The following is a 17,719-nucleotide window of genomic DNA, read 5'->3' on the forward strand; positions in this document are numbered from 1 at the left end:
TTGTCAGAGGTGATCCATGTCCAAGCCCGCTCTGCCGTTCTCCCCCTGCCGCGAAGTCGGCGACATGCTCTATCTGTCGGGCGAGGTGCCGTTCGCCGATGACGGGACGATCCCAGAGGGAATCGCGGCGCAGACCGATCTGGTTCTGGCACGCATTTCCCGTACGCTGGCCACCAAGGGCCTGACGCTGGCGGATGTCGTCTCGGCCACCGTCTATCTCACCGACAAGTCCGACTTCGGTGCCTTCAACGTTGCTTATGCCAAGCACTTCTCCGATCCTCTGCCGGTGCGCACTACGGTCATTGCGGATCTGGTCGTTCCGGCGAAGCTGGAAATCACCGTCATCGCCAAGCTCCCGGCCTGAGGACTGGATATGAAGACCGTCATCGTTCTGGGCGGCGGCATGGTGGGCGTGTCCACCGCCCTGCATCTGCGCCGCCGCAACTGGGATGTGGTTCTGGTGGACCGCCGCGCGCCGGGGCTCGAGACGAGCTACGGCAATGCGGGCATCATCCAGAGCGAGGCGGTCGAGCCCTTCGCCATGCCGCGCGATCTGCGGTCGCTGTTCGACATCGCGACGGGCCGGACCAACGACGTGCATTTCCATTGGGGCTCGCTGCCCCAGCACGTCGGTCCCCTCCTGCGGTACTGGTGGAATTCGGAAGGCGGACGCCACCGGCGCATTGCAGCCGGCTGGGCCGCCCTCATCGCGCAGGCGACCGCCTCCCATCAGGGCTTCATCGGAGAAATCGGCGCCGAGGCCGACGCGCTGGTCCGCCGGCAGGGCTATCGCACCTTCTACCGCAACCCGGCCGCCTTCGCCGACGCGGTCGCAACGGCCGAGCGCCTGCGCGCGGAATACGGGGTGACGTTCGCGGCCATGACGCCAGCGCAACTGGCGTCTGCCGAACCGGCGCTCCGGCAGACGGGCGCCGGCGCGATCCATTGGCTGGCGCCGTGGAGCGTGCGCGATCCCGGTGCCCTCGTCAGCGCGTATGCCAAGCTGTTCAGCCCGAATGGCGGCGCCTGCCGCGTGGGTTCGGCGGAGACGCTTGCCCGCACCGCGCAGGGCTGGCGGGTCGATACGGCCGACGGTCCGCTGGAGGCGGAGCATGTGGTGCTAGCGCTGGGGCCCTGGTCGCCCGCGCTGCTCGCACGCTACGGCCTCACGTTCCCCATGGTCCGCAAGCGCGGCTACCACCGGCACTATGAGGGCGCGGCCCTCGACCTGCCGCTGATGGATACGGACAACGGCTATGTCATGGCCCCCATGGCCAAGGGCCTGCGCATCACCACGGGCGCAGAGCTGACGGCGCCGGACGCGCCGCTGACGCCCGTGCAGCTCGGCCGCGCCGAGACGGCGGCGCGCGGGCTCATGGACTTCGGACAGGGCATGGAGGACGAGCCTTGGACGGGCGTGCGCCCCTGCATGCCGGACATGCTGCCGGTGATCGGGGCCGCTCCCGGCCAGAAGGGGCTGTGGCTGAATTTCGGGCACGGCCACCAGGGCTTCACTCTCGGGCCCGTGAGCGGCCAGTTGCTGGCGCAGATGATGTCCGGCGAGGCCACCTGCGCCGATCCGGCACCGTTCAGCCCGAGCCGCTGGACCGGCGCCCGCGCGGCGGCCTGATGCCGGCGGGCTGCCCTCAGAACTCGGCCACCTTGCCCCAGGCCCCCTTGCTGAAGCGGGCCGGGCTATAGGGTCTGGGGTCGACGATGGGAGCGGTCCCGGTGACGAGATCGGCGATCAGGTGCCCGGCGCCGGTGCCGATGCCAAATCCGTGCCCGCTGAAGCCCGCGGCGAGGATGAAGCCGGGCAGGCTGTCCACCTCACCAATGGCCGGGACGCCGTCCGGCGTGCTGTCGATATAGCTCGCCCATTGGGCGGTCACCGGCCGGTTGCGCAGGGCCGGCAGCAGGTGAACGGCGCGGGCGTGGGTTTCGCTGAGCTGGCGCGCGTTCGGCACCGGATCGAGGATGCGGCAGGCTTCCATGGGCGTCGGCGCATCGAGACGCCAGCGGGCCAGCGTCTCGTGGCCCGAGCGCCAGCCTTCGAGCCCGCCCGGCGCGAGGCTGCGCCAGCGCTTGGCGAACATCGGCAGGAATTCCCGCCAGTAGCGGAACTGCTGCGGCGTCGGGTCCAGCCGGGCGCCGCCACTGATGGCGAGCGTATACCTGCCGTCGCTCCGCCGGGTCACCGAGACGGCCTTGGTGTGAAGTGCGGCCGGCAGCTCTTCGGGGCCGGGGCCGACGGAGAGGATCGAGGCCCGGATCGAAGCCTGCGGAAAGCGGATGCCATACTGCCGGCAGAAGGATGAGGCCCACGCTCCGCCCGCCAGCACGACCGTCCTGGTGCGGATGGTGCCCTTCTCCGTCACCACGGCGCTGACGCGGCCGCCCTGCGTCTCCAGCCCGCGCGCCGCGCACATCTGATGAACGCTGCCGCCCGCCGCCAGGATGCCGCGGGCGGCGATGGGCACGGCCCGTCCGGGATCGGCCGTGCCGTCGGTCGGCGAAAAGACGCCGCCCTTCCATGACCGGCCGCTCGCCGCGCCCCGTGCCGTCGCTTCGCGGGCATCCAGCATGTGGGTGGTCACGCCGACGCTGCGGGCGAATTCGCCCCATTTCGCCCAGCCAGCGATCTCCGCCTCATCGTCGGAGAGATAGAGCAGGCCGCAGCGGCGGAAGCCGGCATCCTCGCCGGTCTCGGCCGCAAGGCGCTCCCACAGATCAAGGCTTTTGGTGGCCAGTGGCAGTTCACGGGCGTCGCGGTTCTGCTGGCGGCACCAGCCCCAGTTCCGGCTGGACTGTTCGGCGGCGATCCGGCCTTTCTCCACCAGCGCCACCTTCACCCCGCGCCGGGCGAGATAATAGGCGCTGAACACGCCCACCACTCCGCCCCCGATGACGACCACATCGGCCTCTGTCGGCAGTTCGGGGCTGGTTTCGATCGAGAGAAGCTGAATGGGCATGCGGCGGACCGTTCCGTGAATCGTCCTGCCGATGTTAGCGGGCGGCACCAGCGGGCCGGCACCGCAAACGGCCCGCACGCAGCATTTCCTTCTGCGGGGCCGGACGCGTGCCGCATGTTCGCCCGACCGCGCCGTCTGTCAGTCGGTCGGGCGGAACAGGCTTGTGAGGGGCATGTGGGTCTTCACGATCGGCGACTTCAGCACCACGAAGCTGAAGTATTTGTCGATCCCGATATCCTGATCGATCAGGCGTTCCATGGTTTCCTGATAATCGGCGATGCCGCGCGTCACGAATTTCACGAGGTAGTCATAGCCGCCGGAGATCAGGTGGCACTCCATCACGCTGTCGAGCTTGTCCACGGCCGCCACGAAGCGGGCGAAGTCGATCTGCCTGTGGTTCTTCAAGGTGACTTCCGTGAAGACGGTGAGCGTCTGCCCGAGCTTGCCCACATTGATGCGGGCCGAATAGCCGGTGATGTAGCCCTCGGACTGGAGCTTCTTCATCCGCATCAGGCAGGGACTGGGAGACAGGTTGACCAGCCCGGCCAGCTCCACATTGGTGATGCGGCCGTTCTTCTGCAGCTCGGAGAGGATCTTGACGTCGATCTGGTCGAGTTTCATGTGCTGACCATGCCCGCCGCACTGGCCCAAGGCAACGCCCGCGCTCCCGCCGGCCTCATCGCTTCGACAGCGCCGCCACGAGCGCGGGATCGCGCTCCAGGCCATCGAGCCAGCGCGGGTCGAGCTTGGGCACCGAGGAGAACAGGAGGCGCGTGTAGGGGTGATGCTCGACGGTGCCGATGCGGGACCGGGGCATCTCTTCGATCTTCTCGCCCGCATACATCACGGCCACGTCGTCACAGATCGCCTCCACCGTGGGCAGGTCGTGGCTGATGAAGATGTAGCTCAACCCGAGTTCCGCCTGAAGTTCACGCAGCAGGTCGAGGATCGCTGCCGCCACCACGGTATCGAGGGCGGACGTGATCTCGTCGCACAGGATGAGGCGTGGTTCGGCGGCGAGCGCACGGGCGAGGTTGACGCGTTGCTTCTGGCCGCCGGAGAGTTCCGGCGGACGGCGATGCTTCAGCGCGCGCGGCAGGTGGACCATGTCCAGCAGGCGGTCGATCCGCGCCTCGCGCTCCTGAGCCTTCATTGCGAAATAGAAGACCAGCGGCCGGGCGAGAATCTCCCCCACCGATTTGGCAGGATTGAGGGCCGTATCGGCGGACTGGAACACGATCTGGATCTTGCGCAGCTCTTCGCGGGAGCGTTTTTTCGCCGAGCGGGAGAGCTGACGATCCTCGAACACGATGTCGCCGCCTGCCGGGGGCAGGATGCCGGCGATGGCGCGGGCGAGCGTGGACTTGCCGCAGCCGGACTCTCCGATGATGCCGAGGTTGCGGCCGGCCTCCAGTTTCAGGCTGACCGACTTCACCACCTGGATGGCGGGCAGGCCCGACCCGAGAATGGGGCCGTAGCCCGCCACGATGTTGCTGAGTTCGAGCAGGGGCTTGGGGGCCTCGTCCGCCTTCGTCCGCGGAAAGGGTTCGGCCCCCACCGGCCGGAAGGCCGCCAGAAGCTCGCGGGTGTAAGGGTGCTGCGGCGTCGACAGGATCGCGTCGGTCATCCCGATTTCCTGCACCTCGCCGCCGCGCAGGACGACGATGCGCTGGGCAATCTGGGCGACCACGGCGAGATCGTGGGACACATAGACGCCCGCAATGTTCCGCTTCTGCATCACCGCCTTGAAGGCGCGCAGCACCTCGATCTGCGTCGTCACATCGAGGGCGGTGGTGGGCTCGTCGAAGATGACCAGTTCGGGATCGCCGATGAGCGCCATGGCCGCGGACAGGCGCTGCAACTGGCCGCCTGAAACCTGATGAGGGTAGCGGTCGCCGATGTTATCCGGATCGGGCAGGGAGAGTGCGCGGAAGAGGGCGACGGCGCGCGTGCGCGCCTCCGCATCGCTCATCAGGTGGTGGATGCGCGCCACCTCGATCACCTGATCCATGATGCGCTGCGCCGGATTGAACGCCGCCGCCGCACTCTGCGGCACATAGGCGACCCTGGTCCCGCGGATGGCGGCCCGCTCGCGCTCGGAGAGCCGCGTCATGTCGGTGCCGCAGACGCGCACGCTGCCGCCGGTGATCCGGCAGCCGGCACGGGCATAGCCCATGAGGGTGAGCGCGATGGTGGTCTTGCCTGAGCCGCTTTCTCCGATGAGCGCGACGATCTCGCCGGGCGCGATCTCGAAGCTCACCCCCTTGATGATCTCGACGCGGCGGCCCGCATCGGTTGTGGCCTCGACTTTCAGATCGCGGATTTCGACAAGGTTCGTCATCACGCGCTCCGGTCCCGGATCTTGCGGGGCAGGTTGTCGATCAGCAGGTTGACGCTGATGGTGAGGCTGGCGATGGCGAGCGAGGGGAAGATCACGGCCGGAGCGCCGAAGGCGAGGCCCGAGATGTTCTCGCGGACCAGCGCACCCCAGTCCGCATTGGGCGGCTGCACGCCGAGGCCGAGGAAGGAAAGGCCGGAGAGCAGCAGCACGATGAAGACGAAGCGCAGGCCCACGTCCGCGAACACCGGCCCCACGATGTTGGGCAGGATTTCCGAGCCGATGAGGTAGGCAACGCCCTCGCCGCGGGTGCGGGCGACGGTGACGAAATCCATCGTGTTGATGTTTACGGCCAGCGCACGCGCGAAGCGGTAGGAACCGGGCGTGTAGATGATGGCCAGCGTCCCGATCAGCACCGGGATGGACGAGCCGATGCCCGCCACAACCACGAGCCCGAAGAGCTTGCTCGGAATGGAGCTCAGGGCGTCCAGAAAGCGGCTCAGAATGCTGTCGAACCAGCCGCCGATCACGGCGGCGGTCATGCCGAGCGTCACGCCTGTGCAGCAGGCGATGGCGACTGCCGCAAGCGACAGGCCGACCGTATAGCGCGACCCGGCGATGATGCGGGATAACATGTCGCGCCCGAGATAATCCGTGCCCATCCAGAATTTGGCGCTGACCGGGCCGAAATAGTCGAAATCGACGATATCGCCGATGGCGTACGGCGTCAGGCGGGGGGCGAAGATGGCCACAACCAGCCAGAACAGGATCACAAGGAATGCGCCGATGCCGACGGGGCTGATCTGGTAGCCCACGCGGGGCAGGGTGAGGAGGCGCGTGCTCATCGGCGCAGCCTCGGGTTGGACAGGATGGCGATCATGTCTGCGAGGGTGATCAGGGCGAGATAGACCACGCAGAAGATCATCGCACAGCTCTGGATCAGAGGCAGGTCGCGAGTGGAGACAGCGTCCACCATCAGCTTCGCGATGCCCGGATAGTTGAAGATGGTCTCCACGATGATGACACCGCCCAGCAGGTAGGAGAGGGAGAGGGCCACGGCATTGGCGATGGGCCCGATGGCGTTGGGCAAGGCGTGGCGCAGCACCATGCGGGGGCGAGAGGCGCCCTTCAGCAGCGCCATCTCCACATAGGGCGTGTTCAGTGTCTCGATCACCGCCGCGCGCGTCATGCGGATCATCTGCGCGGAGATCACGCAGCTCAGGGTGATGATGGGCATGGCGAGGGCCCGGAGCAGCTGGAGAAACGTCAGGCTGTCGCTGGTGAAGGACAGGGCCGGCAGCCATTTCAGATAGACGGCGAAGATGAGGACGGCGGATGTCGCCACCATGAACTCCGGGACGGAAATGACGGCGATGGTGAGGACCGTCACCGTGCGGTCGAACAGCGAGCCGCGCCACATGGCCGAGAGGATGCCGAGTGTGAGCGCCACCGGCACGGAGAACAGCGTGGTGGCGCCGGCGAGTTTCAGGGAGCTGAGCAGGCGCGTGCCGATCAGGTCCTTTACGGGCATGTTGTTGGCGTAGGATCGGCCAAGATCGCCCGTCAGCAGGCCAGCGAGCCAGTGGAGAAAGCGCAGGATCGCCGGGTCATTGAGATGCATGGCCGCGCGCAGGCCCGCTACGGCTTCCGGCGTCGCCGACTGCCCGAGCAGCACCTCCGCCACGTCGCCGGGCAGAACCTCCGTGGCCGCGAACACCGTGAAGGCCACGATAAGGAGCGTGACCGCGGCGATCAGCAGGCGGCCGCCCAGAAGGGACAGGACATAGCTGTTCATTGGCGCTCCCGCGCGAGGATGACGGATCACCGGGCGGCCCCGGCGAGGCCTGAAGCGGCCTGCCGGCTTTGCGGTCAGGATGCGAGCCAGACGTACTCGGCGAAGGCGTAGCCCATCATGCCACCCAGCGGATTGGGCTCGAGGCCCTTCAGCTTGGAGGAATGGGCGTCCACATTGGAGATGAAGACCGGGATGGCCGTGCCCGCCTCCTCCGCAATCATCACCTGCATTTCGCCATAGATCTGCTTGCGCCTGGCCTGATCGAGCGAGCCGCGTGCCTCAAGCAGCAGCCGGTCGAACTTCTCCGACTTGTACTGGCTCTCGTTCCACGGGGCGCTTGAGGCATAGAGCAGCGAGAAGAGGATGTCGGGCGTGGGGCGCGGATTGATGTTGCCGAAGTGCATGGGCGCCTTCAGCCAGTAGTTGGACCAGTAGCCGTCCGACGGCACGCGCTTGATGTCGAAGTTCATGCCGATGCCCTGGCCGGCCTGCTGCAGCACCATGGCCATGTCGATGGCCGAGTTCGCCGCTTCGGACGTCACCACGGGAATGGGCTGGCCGAGCACGCCGGCCTTCTGGAACAGCGCCTTCGCCTTCTGCGGATCGAAGGGCTTCGGTTTCAGTTCGGCATTGTAATACATGTTGGAGGGGGGGATCGGCTGGTCGTTGGCGATCTCCGCCAGGCCCCGCAGGGCGGACTTCTGGATCTGCTCGCGATTGAGCAGATATTTCACGCCCTCCACGAAGTCCTTCTTGTCGCCGGGCGACATGTCGAGGCGCATGTTGAGGTCGGTGTAGTTGCCGGAGGTGGTGCGCGACAGCAGCACGCCGGGCTGGCTTTCCACCAGGCGCATGGAGCGCGGATTGATCGCGGCGGCGAGCTGGATGTCGCCGGACAGCAGCGCATTCACGCGCGCCGCATCGTCCGAAATGGCAAAGAACTCGAAGGAATCGAGGTGCGGATAGCCGCTCTTCCAGTAGTTCTTGTTCTTCAGTCCGATGGAGCGCACGCCGGGCTCGAAGGTCTCGCAGACGAAGGCTCCGGTGCCGTTGGCCTTGGCGAAGGTGGTGGTGCCTTCGGCAATGATCATGAAATGATGCATGCCGAGGATGGTGGGCAGGTCGCCATTTGGATTGGCGAGAGTGATCTCCACCGTGGACGGGTCCACGGCCTTGATCTCGCTCATCTGCTTGGCGATGGAGTTCACCTTCGAGCCGACCGCCGGATCGAGGTGACGCTTCAGTGAATAGACCACGTCGGCCGAGGTCAGCGTCTTGCCGTCGTGGAACGTGACGCCCTTGCGCAGCTTGACGGTCCAGACCTTGGCGTCGCCGCTCTCGACGCTCTCGGCCAGTTCCATGCGCACGGCGCCGCCTTTGTCGATGAAGGTCAGGCGGTTGTAGAAGGCGCAGCAGCGCACATAGTCGGTCGACAGCGAGGCTTTCGCCGGATCGAGCGTGTCGGCCGTGGAGGCGGACCAGCCGGCAGCCTTCAGATTGCCGCCGGAGACCGGCGTCTGCGCCACGGCATCCGTGGCACGGGCAATGAGGCCAGAGCCGAAAGCGGTGGAGGCGATGCCGCCGGCCAGCAGCATGCGCATGAGATCGCGGCGCGAAGCGCCCCGGCGGATGGCGCTCTCAACCATGGCGTCGTCGGCACGGGTCCAGTTGGAAACGGTCTTGTCGGTCACGAGGATCCCCTTTTTTGTCTCTCGTTGACAGGCCCGGCGGGGAGGGAAGGTCAGCTCCCCGGCCGTCTTCTCGAACGCACCCGTTACGCTGCGTGCCGCGCCTCCACCGCGTCCGCGAGTTCGGCCATGGACGTGAAGTGGTAGTCCGGCGTGGTGAATTGCGACGGCGCGATGGTGCCGCCATAGCCCGGCTGTGCGTGGCGGCGCTGGATCCAGCAATTGGTCAGGCCAAGCTGCCGGGAGACACCGATGTCGTGATACTGGCTCTGGGCCACGTGAAGGACGTCGTCCTTCGCGCCGCCATCGGCTTCCACGAACGAGAACACCTGTTCGAAGAAGGCCGGGTCAGGCTTTTCCGTCCCCGTGTCGTCCGTCGTGAAGGCGGCATAGAACGGGTTGCCCAGTGCGTTGGAAAAATGCTCGTAGGCCCAGCGCTGCGCATTGGTCATCGCAATCAGCTTATAGCGCTTTGCGAGCCGCTCCAGCGCTTCCGCGCTATCGGGAAAGGCCGTCCAGCCCGGCACGGCGGCGCGCAGGCGGGCGCCGTAGGCCGCATCCGACGGCAGGCCGAGCTTCGGCGCGATCACGCCATAGACGCGCGTCAGGTCGTCCGGGAAGCGCAGCGCGTCGGGCATGTAGCGGGCGTCCCGGTAGAGCGCGAGCGCTGCTTCCGGATCGAAGGGCACGCCATGCTCCGCGGCGATGGCCGCCAACGGCGCCGTAAGGCCGGCCTCGAAGTCGATCAGCGTGCCGACCACGTCGAAGGTGAGATATTTGAAGGTGGATAAGCTCCTGGCCACAGACCTGTCCCCTCTGGGCGCCCGCCGGCGCATTGACGATGTCGCGGCCGAGGCCGGTTCCGAACGGTGCCGAGGCTGCTTTCGCCTCGTGGATGGGTGTCAGCCTTCAGTGTTGCCAAGTGTGCAGCGCGGGATCGGCTGAAACGCGGGCGGCGGGCGGCAGAATCTTCTGAAATCAGCCGCCCGCCGGAATGTCGGTTCCCGCTCAGGCCATGGCGGCGCGGACGTCCGGGTCTTCCAGGGTCTGGTCCAGCGTCATGCGGGTGCGCTCGATGATGCCGTCGATGTCGGCGTCGGTGCAGCAGAGCGGCGGCGCATAGCCGAGGATGCCGGTGGCGAAGGCACGGATGACAAGGCCATTGTCCCACGCGCGGTCGAAGATGCGGTGGGAGGGGTCGGCGGCCGCCGGCAGCGGTGTCTTGCGGGCCTTGTCGGTGACGAGCTCGATGGCGGCCAGCATGCCGCGCCCGCGCACGTCGCCCACCAGCGGATGGTCGGAGAGGCTCCGGAGCCCCGCCATCAGTCGCGCGCCGGCCCTGCGGCCGTTCTCCAGCAGTCCCGCCTCGTAGAGCCGCAGCACCTCGAGGCCGACCGCCGCGCTGACCGGATGGGCGGAATAGGTGTAGCCGTGGCCGACGGCTGACTCGCCGGCGCCGTCGGCGATGGTGTTGTAGACGTGATCGGACAGGAACACCGCGCCCATGGGCACATAACCCGAGGTGAGCCCCTTGGCGGTGGTCATGAGGTCGGGAACGATCCCCTCGTCCGTGCAGGCGAAAAGGGGGCCGGTGCGCCCGAAGCCGGTGATGACCTCGTCGGCCACGAAGAGGATGTCGAGTTCGCGGCAGACCTCCCGCATGGCCTTCATCCAGCCGTCCGGCGGCACGAGAACGCCGCCGGACCCCTGGATGGGCTCGGCATAGAAGGCGGCGACGCGATCCGGCCCGATCTCCTCCACCTTCGCTCGAAGCGCGGCCACCGAGGCGGCGATGATCGCTGCGGGGTCGCTCCCTACCGGATTACGATAGGCATAGTGGGACGGAATTTTATGCTGCCAGTCGAAGGGCAGGCCGAAGCCGGCGTGGAACAGTGGCAGAGCGGTGAGGCCGGCGCCTACGGTCGAGGAGCCATGATAGCCGCTCGCCAGCGAGATGAACTGGTCCTTCTGCGGCGTGCCGCGCGCGTGCTGATAATAGCGGACGAAGCGGACGGTGGAATCCACGGCGTCCGAACCACCGAGCGTGAAATAGACGTGGTTGAGATCGCCCGGCGCGCGGTCCGCCAGTTCCGCCGCGAGGCGAATGGCGCTTTCCGATCCGAGGCTGAAATAGCCGGTGGCATAGGGCAGTTCGCGCATCTGCTTGGCCGCCGCCTCGACAATGCTCTCGACGCCGTAGCCCGCATTCACGCACCACAGTCCGGCGAAGCCGTCGATCATGCTGTGGCCCGTGGCATCGGTGACGATGGCGCCCTTGGCGGATTTGAGCACCCGGACGCCCGCCCGCTCGTGGCCGCGATACGAGGCGACCGGATGCACCAGATGGGCGCGGTCGAGTTCAACGAGGGAATTGCTGGTCATCAGGCTTCTCCTTCAACCAAGGGCCTGGCTGGCGAGGGCAAACGTGCGGACGCCATCGACGGGCGCCGCCGAGCGGGCATTGCGGATCATCGGCGTGCCGCCGCCGACACGGGCAAGGCCATGGTGAGCGAGAAAAGCGCCGATGCCCTCCACATCTGGCGTATCCACCCGCAGGAAGCGCCCCGGTCGGGTGGCCATGAGGAAGGCGATCAACTGTTCGGCCTCGGTGCGGCTCGGCGCCACGACCGGGCCGGCCACATCGCCCCGGCCGAAGGGGCGGAGGACGGCAAAGCCACGCGGCCCATCGGCACCGCGCAGCACGGCGACTTCGCCGATCGCGGCAAGGGCATGGAGGAGTTGCGTCCGGTCCATTCCGCAGGCGGCGCGATCGAGCGCGATCAGGGCCTCGATCTCGTCCGGGTTGGCCCAGGTCACGGCCGCGGGCGCGGGCGGCAGGCGATCGGCAAGAACCCCCTGGTGCTGGGCGATCTCACCGACGGCCCGGAAGCCGAGCTTCTCATAGAGCGGCAGGCCCTCCAGCGTCGCCACAAGCCGGCACTCGCGCGCTCCAGCGCTATCGAGCGCGGCATCCATGAGCCGCCGCCCGAGGCCGCGCCCCCGCATGCGGGCGGAGACGATCACCATGTTGATGGTCGCCGCGTCCGCGCCATAGGGCGTCATCAGGGCCGTGCCGACGAGTTCACCATCTTCGACCGCCGCAAAGCCACGGCTGAGTGCGAGCATGAAGGCCCAGTCTTCCCGCCGGTGCGGCCAGGCGGTCTCGCGGGAGAGGGCGGTGGCGCCATCGAGGTGCGCGGGTGACAGGTTGGTGGGGGCAAGGGTCGATGAAGCCATGTCTGGTCCGGGAATGGGGTTCCGGTGTCCCCAGAGCCTAGCGCGCCCAGTTCAGGCGGTTCCGCTCGACTGATGCCGATGGGCGACACGATCCGCCGTCGCTCGCCATGCCCGCCGCATCTTATGCCGCGGCCGGCGAGGAGGGGCTGGGAGATGGGGCGCCGGCCGGCCCTCCTGCGCCCCGGTCGCGCAACTCTCTACCGGGCATCCGTCGAGATACGGAACATTCTGCTTCGCCGGCTTGCGGATTGCGGTGAAGCGGCTGGCGGGGCGCTCCTATGCTGGCTGTGTCTTCAGCCCACCGGGCACCTTTCAAGGACGAAACCGGCATGACCCGCTTCCGGCCCAAATACGTGACCTTCGACTGCTACGGCACTCTCACCCACTTCCAGATGGCCGAGGCCGCGCGGGACATCTACGGGGCGCAGCTCGACGAGCCGCGCATGGCGCAGTTCGTGAAGAATTTCGCGGCCTACCGGCTCGATGAGATCCTCGGGGATTGGAAGCCCTATGATGAGGTGATCCATAATTCAGTGGAGCGCACCTGCAAGAAGAACGGCGTCGCGTTCCGGCCCGAGGATGCGCTGGCGATCTACAACCGGGTGCCCTCCTGGGGCCCGCATCCGGATGTACCCGAGGGGCTGGCCAAGGTGGCGAAGGAGATCCCGCTCGTCATCCTCTCCAATGCCATGGATGTGCAGATCCCTTCCAACGTCGCCAAGCTCGGCGCGCCTTTCCACGCGGTCTATACGGCACAGCAGGCCGAGGCCTACAAGCCCCGCTTCCAGGCCTTCGAATATATGTTCGACATGCTGGGCTGCGGGCCGGAGGATGTGCTGCATTGCTCTTCTTCCTTCCGCTATGACCTCATGTCCGCCTATGATCTCGGCATCAAGAACAAGGTGTGGGTGAACCGCGGCCACGAGCCGGCCAACCCCTATTATGAATATACCGAGATCAAGGATATCCGCGGCTTGCCCGGCGTCCTGGGCCTCTGAGAAACGGCGGCCCGTCATGCGCTTCACATCCTATTGGGCCGACACCGCGCCGGCGTTCACGGGCGGGACGCCCGGCTCCGTTGAAGGCGCCTATGACGTCGCCATCGTGGGCGGCGGCTTCACCGGCCTTGAAGCCGCCCGCAGGCTCGCCAAGGCAGGCGCCAGAGTGGTGGTGCTGGAGGGCGGGAGCATCGGCTCCGGCGCCTCCGGCCGCAACGGGGGGCACCTGAACAACGGGCTTGCCCATTCCTATCTCGCGGCGAAATCGCACCTCGGAGCGGAGCGGGCGGCCACGCTCTACAGGGCCTTCGACGCCGCGGTGGATCACATCGAGCGGACCGTCGCCGAAGAGCAGATCCAGTGCAATTTCAAGCGCGTGGGCAAGCTGAAGCTGGCCTCGAAGCCCGCTCATTACGAGGGGCTGGCCCGCAATTTCGAGGCGCTGCATCGCGAGGTTGATCCAGATACGGCCATGCTCGACCGGTCGGCCATCGCGGACGAGGTGCGGTCGCAGGCGTTCCACGGCGGCATGCTGTCGCGCAAGAGCGCGGTGATGCACATGGGGCGCTACGCGGCAGGTCTCGCGGATGCCGCCGTGCGCCACGGGGCGACCATCTTCGAGAATGCGGCGGTGACGGCGCGCCGTCGGGAGGGCGCTCTCCATGTGCTCGAAACCCCGCGGGGGCAGGTCTCGGCGCGGGAGGTTCTGGTGGCCACCGGCGCCTACACGTCAGGCCCCTTCTCGTGGTTCCGCCGGCGGATCGTGGCCGTCGGCAGCTTCATCGTTGCCACGCGCCCGCTCAGCAGGGCGGAGATCGCCTCCGTCATCGTGCGCGAACGCACCTTCGTGACCTCGCTGAACATCGGCAACTATTTCCGTCTGTCGCCCGACGACCGCCTGATCTTCGGCGGCCGCGCCCGCTTTTCCGCAGTCTCGGATCAGCGCTCCGATGCCAGGAGCGGCGAGATCCTGAAGGCGAACCTCGTCGGCCTCTTCCCGCAAATGTCCGGCGTGCCGCTCGATTATTGCTGGGGCGGTCTCGTGGACATGACGCAGGACCGTTATCCCCGCGCCGGGCGAACAGAAGACGGCCTGTGGTACGCCATGGGCTATTCCGGCCACGGGGCCCAGATGTCCAACCTGATGGGGCGCGTGATGGCCGAAGCCATGCTCGGCCGGGAGGACCGCAATCCGGTGAAGGGCCTCGACTGGCCGGCTGTACCCGGCCATCTCGGCACGCCCTGGTTCCTGCCGCTGGTCGGCTTTTATTACAAGATGCTCGACCGTTTCCAGTAAGCTTCCGACAGGCGCATGGGACAGGGCGGGCCTATCGAGACCCGCCCTTTCTGCGTCAGGCCAGCCCGCCGATGTGGAAGCTCTTCGTCTCCAGATATTCCTCGATGCCGACCTGCGCGCCCTCGCGGCCGAGGCCGGACTGCTTCACGCCGCCGAACGGCGCGACCTCGGTGGAGATGGCGCCGGTGTTGAGGCCCACCATGCCGAACTCCAGGGCCTCGGCCACCCGCCAGGAGCGCTTCAGGCTCTCGGTGAAGAAATAGGCCGCAAGGCCGAATGGAGTCCCGTTGGCAATGGCGATGGCCTCTTCCTCCGTATCGAAGCGGAAAAGGGGGGCGACGGGCCCGAACGTCTCCTCGCTCGCGAGCAGCATGTCCGTCGTGGCCTCGCCCAGCACGAGTGGCGCCGTGAACTGGCGTCCCGCCGGCAGTTCCGGCCGCCGCGAGAGCAGGCGGGCGCCCCTGGCCATCGCGTCCTCGACGTGCCGCTCGATCTTCTCGATGGCGGCGTGGTTGATCATGGGGCCGATCTGGACGCCCTCGGCCGTACCGGGGCCAACCTTCATGGCCGAGACGCGGGCGGACAGCTTCTCCGCAAAGGCGTCATAGATATCAGACTGCACCAGGATGCGGTTCGCGCAAACGCAGGTCTGGCCGCCATTGCGGAACTTGGAGGCGATGGCGCCCTCCACCGCGAGATCGATGTCCGCATCGTCAAAGATGATGAAGGGGGCATTCCCGCCGAGTTCGAGGCTGAGCCGCTTCACGCTGTCGGAGGCCTGTCGCATCAGCAGCGCGCCGACACGGGTGGAGCCGGTGAAGGAAATCTTGCGGACCGTCAGGTTGGACGTGAGCTCCGTTCCGATGGCCGTGGGCATCCCGGTCACGATATTGATGACGCCGGCAGGAATGCCCGCCCGCGCGGCCAGAACGCCGAGCGCGAGGGCGGAGAAGGGCGTGAGCTCTGATGGCTTGATGACCACGGTGCAGCCGGCGGCAAGGGCGGGGGCCACCTTGCGGGTGATCATCGCATTGGGGAAATTCCAGGGCGTGACGATGCCGCAGACGCCCACCGGCTCCTTCAGCACGACGATGCGGCGGTCTGGCGTCGGCGAGGGGATCGTCGCGCCGCCGACGCGGCGGGCCTCTTCCGCGAACCACTTCACGAACGAGGACCCATAGCGGATCTCCGCCCGCGCCTCGGCCAGCGGCTTGCCCTGCTCCTTGGTGAGCAGTTGAGCGAGGTCCTCAAGATGCGCAATCATGAGGTCGTACCAGGATTCCAGAAGCTGGGCGCGCTCGGCATGGGTGCGTGCACGCCAGGGCATGAAGGCACGGGCGGCGGCATCGATGGCGGCGCGTGTCTCGGCCGCGCCGCAGTCGGGCACGATGCCGATCACGGCGCCCGTGGCCGGGTCGGTCACCTCGATCTGACCGCCGTCGGCGGCGTCCTGCCATTGACCGTCGATGAGGCATTGCTGGCGCAAGAGGCCCTGGGTGTCGAGCATGGGTGTTCCTCGCCTGAGTTTGGAAGAGGGGCGTGCCGGCGTCAGAGGCCGATCAGCACGCTTTTCGCCTTGCGGTTGGCCATGAAGGCCTCCCGGCCGAGATCCTTGCCGATGCCGGAGCCCTTGTAGCCACCGGTGGGCAGGATGTGGTCGCGGGAACGGCCGTAGCGGTTCACCCAGATGGTGCCGGCCTGCAACTGCCGGGTGACCCGCACCGCCCGCGAAAGGTCTCGTGTGTAGAGGCCGGCACACAGGCCGTAGCTCGGATGGTCTGCGAGCGCGACGGCTTCCGCCTCGTCGCTGAAGGTCTGGGTCGTGAGCACGGGACCGAAGATCTCCTCGATCACGGCCGGCGAGCCGGGCGCCACGTGATCGAGGATGGTGGGCGCGTAGAAGAAACCGGGCCGCTCCAGCCGCCGCCCTCCGGCCCGCAACTGTGCGCCCGCCGACAAAGCGGCACCGACCAGGCTTTCGATGCGCCCGATCTGCCGCTCGGAAATGATGGGCGCATAGGCGGTTTCCGTCTCCCATGTGGGCCCCGGCCGGATACAGGCGAGGCGCGCCGCGATCTTCTCAAGCAGCGGCTCGGCGATCTCGCGGGCGGCGATGAGGCGGGTTCCGGCAACGCAGGCCTGTCCTGCATTGGCCAGAATGCTGGTGGCGATGCAGCTTGCCGCGAGGCCGAGATCGGCGTCGGCAAACACCACCTGCGGGCTCTTGCCTCCCAGTTCCAGCGTCATGGGCTTGATGCCGGTGCGGGCGATATTGGCCATGATGGCCGCGCCCGCCGCCGTCGATCCCGTGAAGCTCACCTTCGATACGTGCGGATGGCCCGTGAGGGCGTTGCCCGTGATAGCCCCGTCGCCCAGCACGATATTGACGAGGCCGGCGGGGATGCCCGCTTCCACCGACAGTTCCGCCATGCGCAGCGTCGCGAAGGGCGTCATCTCGGAGGGTTTCAGCACCACCGCATTGCCGGCCGCAAGCGCGGGCGCCAGTTTCCACGCAGCCATGGAGAGGGGGAAGTTCCAGGGCGTGATGGCGCCGACGACCCCATAGGGCTCGGTCATGATGAGGCCGAGGCTGTCGTCGGCGGTGGGAACGAGATCGCCGCCCTCCTTGTCCGCGAATTCCGCGAAGAAGCGGATCTGCTCGATGGTGACGGGCAGGTCGCCCGCCATCAGGTCGCGGATCGGCCGCGTTGATGCCACCGCCTCCAGCCGTCCCAGTTCTTCCGCATGGGCCTCCATCAGATCCGCCCAGCGGTGCAGCGCCCGCACCCGGTCGCGCGGGCGGGTGCCGCCCCAGCCGCTGTCCTTCAGCGCCTTGCGGGCGCTCTCGACCGCCGCATCCACCATGTCCGGGCCGGCAATGGGGCAGGCGGCGAAGGCGGCACCGTCCGAGGGGCGATGGAGGTCGATCTCCCCCGCAGCCGGCACCAGCCGGCCACCGATGAAATGGCCGCAGGGCAGGGTGACGGAGGCTGGATCGAAGCCGAGGCCCATGGCGTCAGCCCACCACCACGTAAATCTTGCGCACCGTCTCGATGGTCCGCCAGACGCCCACATAGCCGGGCTTCATCACGAAGCTGTCGCCGGCCCTGTAGATGACCGGCGTGCCGCCCTCCTCGGTGAGTTCAACGACGCCTTCGAGGATGTAGCAGAACTCGAATGTGTCGCCCTTGATGGAACGGGACGTGCCGGGCGTCGCCTCCCAGACGCCGGTGCGCACCGGCTCACTGCGCGAGGAGTCCTGCGCCCAGGTGCGGAAGACGGGATCGCCGGCGATCAGGCGGTCCGCATCGGGCTTCTTCTCCACGGGTTCGAAGGTGGGAGCAGTGTCGATGGTCTTGAGCAGGGACATGGATGGGCCCTTCTGGTTCGAGAG

16 protein-coding genes are annotated in these 17,719 nt (G+C 67.3%); 4 read left to right on the forward strand and 12 right to left on the reverse strand.

Translation table 11 applies throughout. The annotated features are described in order from the left end of the window. The first annotated feature begins 16 nt into the window (after window positions 1-16). Both AZC_RS10480 and AZC_RS10485 read left to right on the forward strand, forming a co-directional pair. Window positions 17-364 carry a RidA family protein gene (locus AZC_RS10480; RefSeq protein ID WP_012170549.1) on the forward strand — a complete coding sequence of 116 codons (348 nt, stop codon included), beginning with the start codon at window positions 17-19 and terminating at the stop codon, window positions 362-364. A gap of 9 nt (window positions 365-373) precedes the next feature. Continuing rightward, window positions 374-1,630: an NAD(P)/FAD-dependent oxidoreductase gene (locus tag AZC_RS10485; protein ID WP_012170550.1), complete on the forward strand. Its 1,257-nt coding sequence runs from the start codon at window positions 374-376 to the stop codon at window positions 1,628-1,630. Between the two features lie 16 nt (window positions 1,631-1,646). On the opposite strand, the gene AZC_RS10490 is transcribed toward AZC_RS10485, so the two are convergent. From AZC_RS10490 to AZC_RS10530, 9 genes are all read right to left on the reverse strand, one after another. Beyond that, the gene (locus AZC_RS10490) at window positions 1,647-2,972 is read right to left on the reverse strand and encodes an NAD(P)/FAD-dependent oxidoreductase (protein WP_012170551.1); all 1,326 of its coding nucleotides are present in this window, start codon (window positions 2,970-2,972) and stop codon (window positions 1,647-1,649) included. A 138-nt stretch (window positions 2,973-3,110) separates the two neighbouring features. After that, on the reverse strand, window positions 3,111-3,593 hold the full coding sequence (locus AZC_RS10495; RefSeq protein WP_012170552.1) for an Lrp/AsnC family transcriptional regulator: 483 nt from the start codon (window positions 3,591-3,593) through the stop codon (window positions 3,111-3,113). Between the two features lie 55 nt (window positions 3,594-3,648). Next, a complete protein-coding gene (locus AZC_RS10500; RefSeq protein ID WP_043879198.1) occupies window positions 3,649-5,313 on the reverse strand; it encodes an ABC transporter ATP-binding protein in 1,665 nt (554 codons plus the stop codon). Further along, window positions 5,313-6,155: an ABC transporter permease gene (locus AZC_RS10505; RefSeq protein ID WP_012170554.1), complete on the reverse strand. Its 843-nt coding sequence runs from the start codon at window positions 6,153-6,155 to the stop codon at window positions 5,313-5,315. The genes AZC_RS10500 and AZC_RS10505 overlap by 1 nt, the downstream gene beginning before the upstream one ends. Then, complete coding sequence (locus AZC_RS10510) at window positions 6,152-7,105, reverse strand: ABC transporter permease (protein ID WP_012170555.1); 954 nt, start codon at window positions 7,103-7,105, stop codon at window positions 6,152-6,154. The genes AZC_RS10505 and AZC_RS10510 overlap by 4 nt, the downstream gene beginning before the upstream one ends. Window positions 7,106-7,179: 74 nt before the next feature. Continuing rightward, window positions 7,180-8,751, reverse strand: coding sequence for an ABC transporter substrate-binding protein (locus AZC_RS10515; RefSeq protein ID WP_148209931.1), 1,572 nt, complete (start codon window positions 8,749-8,751; stop codon window positions 7,180-7,182). Window positions 8,752-8,879: 128 nt separating this feature from the next. Continuing rightward, window positions 8,880-9,629: an HAD-IA family hydrolase gene (locus tag AZC_RS10520; protein ID WP_012170557.1), complete on the reverse strand. Its 750-nt coding sequence runs from the start codon at window positions 9,627-9,629 to the stop codon at window positions 8,880-8,882. 172 nt (window positions 9,630-9,801) lie between these two features. Continuing rightward, on the reverse strand, window positions 9,802-11,175 hold the full coding sequence (locus tag AZC_RS10525) for an aspartate aminotransferase family protein (protein ID WP_012170558.1): 1,374 nt from the start codon (window positions 11,173-11,175) through the stop codon (window positions 9,802-9,804). Window positions 11,176-11,187: 12 nt separating this feature from the next. After that, the gene (locus tag AZC_RS10530; protein ID WP_012170559.1) at window positions 11,188-12,030 is read right to left on the reverse strand and encodes a GNAT family N-acetyltransferase; all 843 of its coding nucleotides are present in this window, start codon (window positions 12,028-12,030) and stop codon (window positions 11,188-11,190) included. Between the two features lie 329 nt (window positions 12,031-12,359). Here AZC_RS10530 and AZC_RS10535 point away from each other — a divergent pair, with 329 nt between their 5' ends. Together AZC_RS10535 and AZC_RS10540 are read left to right on the forward strand one after the other, a co-directional pair. After that, window positions 12,360-13,028, forward strand: coding sequence for a haloacid dehalogenase type II (locus AZC_RS10535; RefSeq protein WP_043879200.1), 669 nt, complete (start codon window positions 12,360-12,362; stop codon window positions 13,026-13,028). Window positions 13,029-13,044: 16 nt separating this feature from the next. Continuing rightward, entirely contained in the window at window positions 13,045-14,325 is a 1,281-nt protein-coding gene (locus AZC_RS10540; RefSeq protein WP_012170561.1) for an NAD(P)/FAD-dependent oxidoreductase, read from the forward strand. 55 nt (window positions 14,326-14,380) lie between these two features. On the opposite strand, the gene AZC_RS10545 is transcribed toward AZC_RS10540, so the two are convergent. From AZC_RS10545 to AZC_RS10555, 3 genes are read right to left on the reverse strand one after another with little or no spacing between them, the layout of a single operon-like run. Further along, window positions 14,381-15,832, reverse strand: a complete 1,452-nt coding sequence (locus AZC_RS10545) for an NAD-dependent succinate-semialdehyde dehydrogenase (RefSeq protein WP_012170562.1) — start codon at window positions 15,830-15,832, stop codon at window positions 14,381-14,383. 41 nt (window positions 15,833-15,873) lie between these two features. Beyond that, on the reverse strand, window positions 15,874-17,337 hold the full coding sequence (locus tag AZC_RS10550) for an aldehyde dehydrogenase family protein (protein ID WP_012170563.1): 1,464 nt from the start codon (window positions 17,335-17,337) through the stop codon (window positions 15,874-15,876). A gap of 4 nt (window positions 17,338-17,341) precedes the next feature. Next, window positions 17,342-17,695, reverse strand: coding sequence for a cupin domain-containing protein (locus tag AZC_RS10555; RefSeq protein WP_012170564.1), 354 nt, complete (start codon window positions 17,693-17,695; stop codon window positions 17,342-17,344). Between the last annotated feature and the right edge of the window lie 24 nt (window positions 17,696-17,719).

This window comes from Azorhizobium caulinodans ORS 571 (assembly GCF_000010525.1).
Classification (GTDB): Bacteria; Pseudomonadota; Alphaproteobacteria; order Rhizobiales; family Xanthobacteraceae; genus Azorhizobium; species Azorhizobium caulinodans.

Coding starts and splice junctions, on each gene's coding strand:
- AZC_RS10480 (WP_012170549.1), top strand. CDS start 17: ATGTCCAAGCCCGCTCTGCCGTTCTCCCCCTGCCGCGAAGTCGGCGAC.
- AZC_RS10485 (WP_012170550.1), top strand. CDS start 374: ATGAAGACCGTCATCGTTCTGGGCGGCGGCATGGTGGGCGTGTCCACC.
- AZC_RS10490 (WP_012170551.1), bottom strand. CDS start 2,972: ATGCCCATTCAGCTTCTCTCGATCGAAACCAGCCCCGAACTGCCGACA.
- AZC_RS10495 (WP_012170552.1), bottom strand. CDS start 3,593: ATGAAACTCGACCAGATCGACGTCAAGATCCTCTCCGAGCTGCAGAAG.
- AZC_RS10500 (WP_043879198.1), bottom strand. CDS start 5,313: ATGACGAACCTTGTCGAAATCCGCGATCTGAAAGTCGAGGCCACAACC.
- AZC_RS10505 (WP_012170554.1), bottom strand. CDS start 6,155: ATGAGCACGCGCCTCCTCACCCTGCCCCGCGTGGGCTACCAGATCAGC.
- AZC_RS10510 (WP_012170555.1), bottom strand. CDS start 7,105: ATGAACAGCTATGTCCTGTCCCTTCTGGGCGGCCGCCTGCTGATCGCC.
- AZC_RS10515 (WP_148209931.1), bottom strand. CDS start 8,751: ATGGTTGAGAGCGCCATCCGCCGGGGCGCTTCGCGCCGCGATCTCATG.
- AZC_RS10520 (WP_012170557.1), bottom strand. CDS start 9,629: ATGCGCCGGCGGGCGCCCAGAGGGGACAGGTCTGTGGCCAGGAGCTTA.
- AZC_RS10525 (WP_012170558.1), bottom strand. CDS start 11,175: ATGACCAGCAATTCCCTCGTTGAACTCGACCGCGCCCATCTGGTGCAT.
- AZC_RS10530 (WP_012170559.1), bottom strand. CDS start 12,030: ATGGCTTCATCGACCCTTGCCCCCACCAACCTGTCACCCGCGCACCTC.
- AZC_RS10535 (WP_043879200.1), top strand. CDS start 12,360: ATGACCCGCTTCCGGCCCAAATACGTGACCTTCGACTGCTACGGCACT.
- AZC_RS10540 (WP_012170561.1), top strand. CDS start 13,045: ATGCGCTTCACATCCTATTGGGCCGACACCGCGCCGGCGTTCACGGGC.
- AZC_RS10545 (WP_012170562.1), bottom strand. CDS start 15,832: ATGCTCGACACCCAGGGCCTCTTGCGCCAGCAATGCCTCATCGACGGT.
- AZC_RS10550 (WP_012170563.1), bottom strand. CDS start 17,337: ATGGGCCTCGGCTTCGATCCAGCCTCCGTCACCCTGCCCTGCGGCCAT.
- AZC_RS10555 (WP_012170564.1), bottom strand. CDS start 17,695: ATGTCCCTGCTCAAGACCATCGACACTGCTCCCACCTTCGAACCCGTG.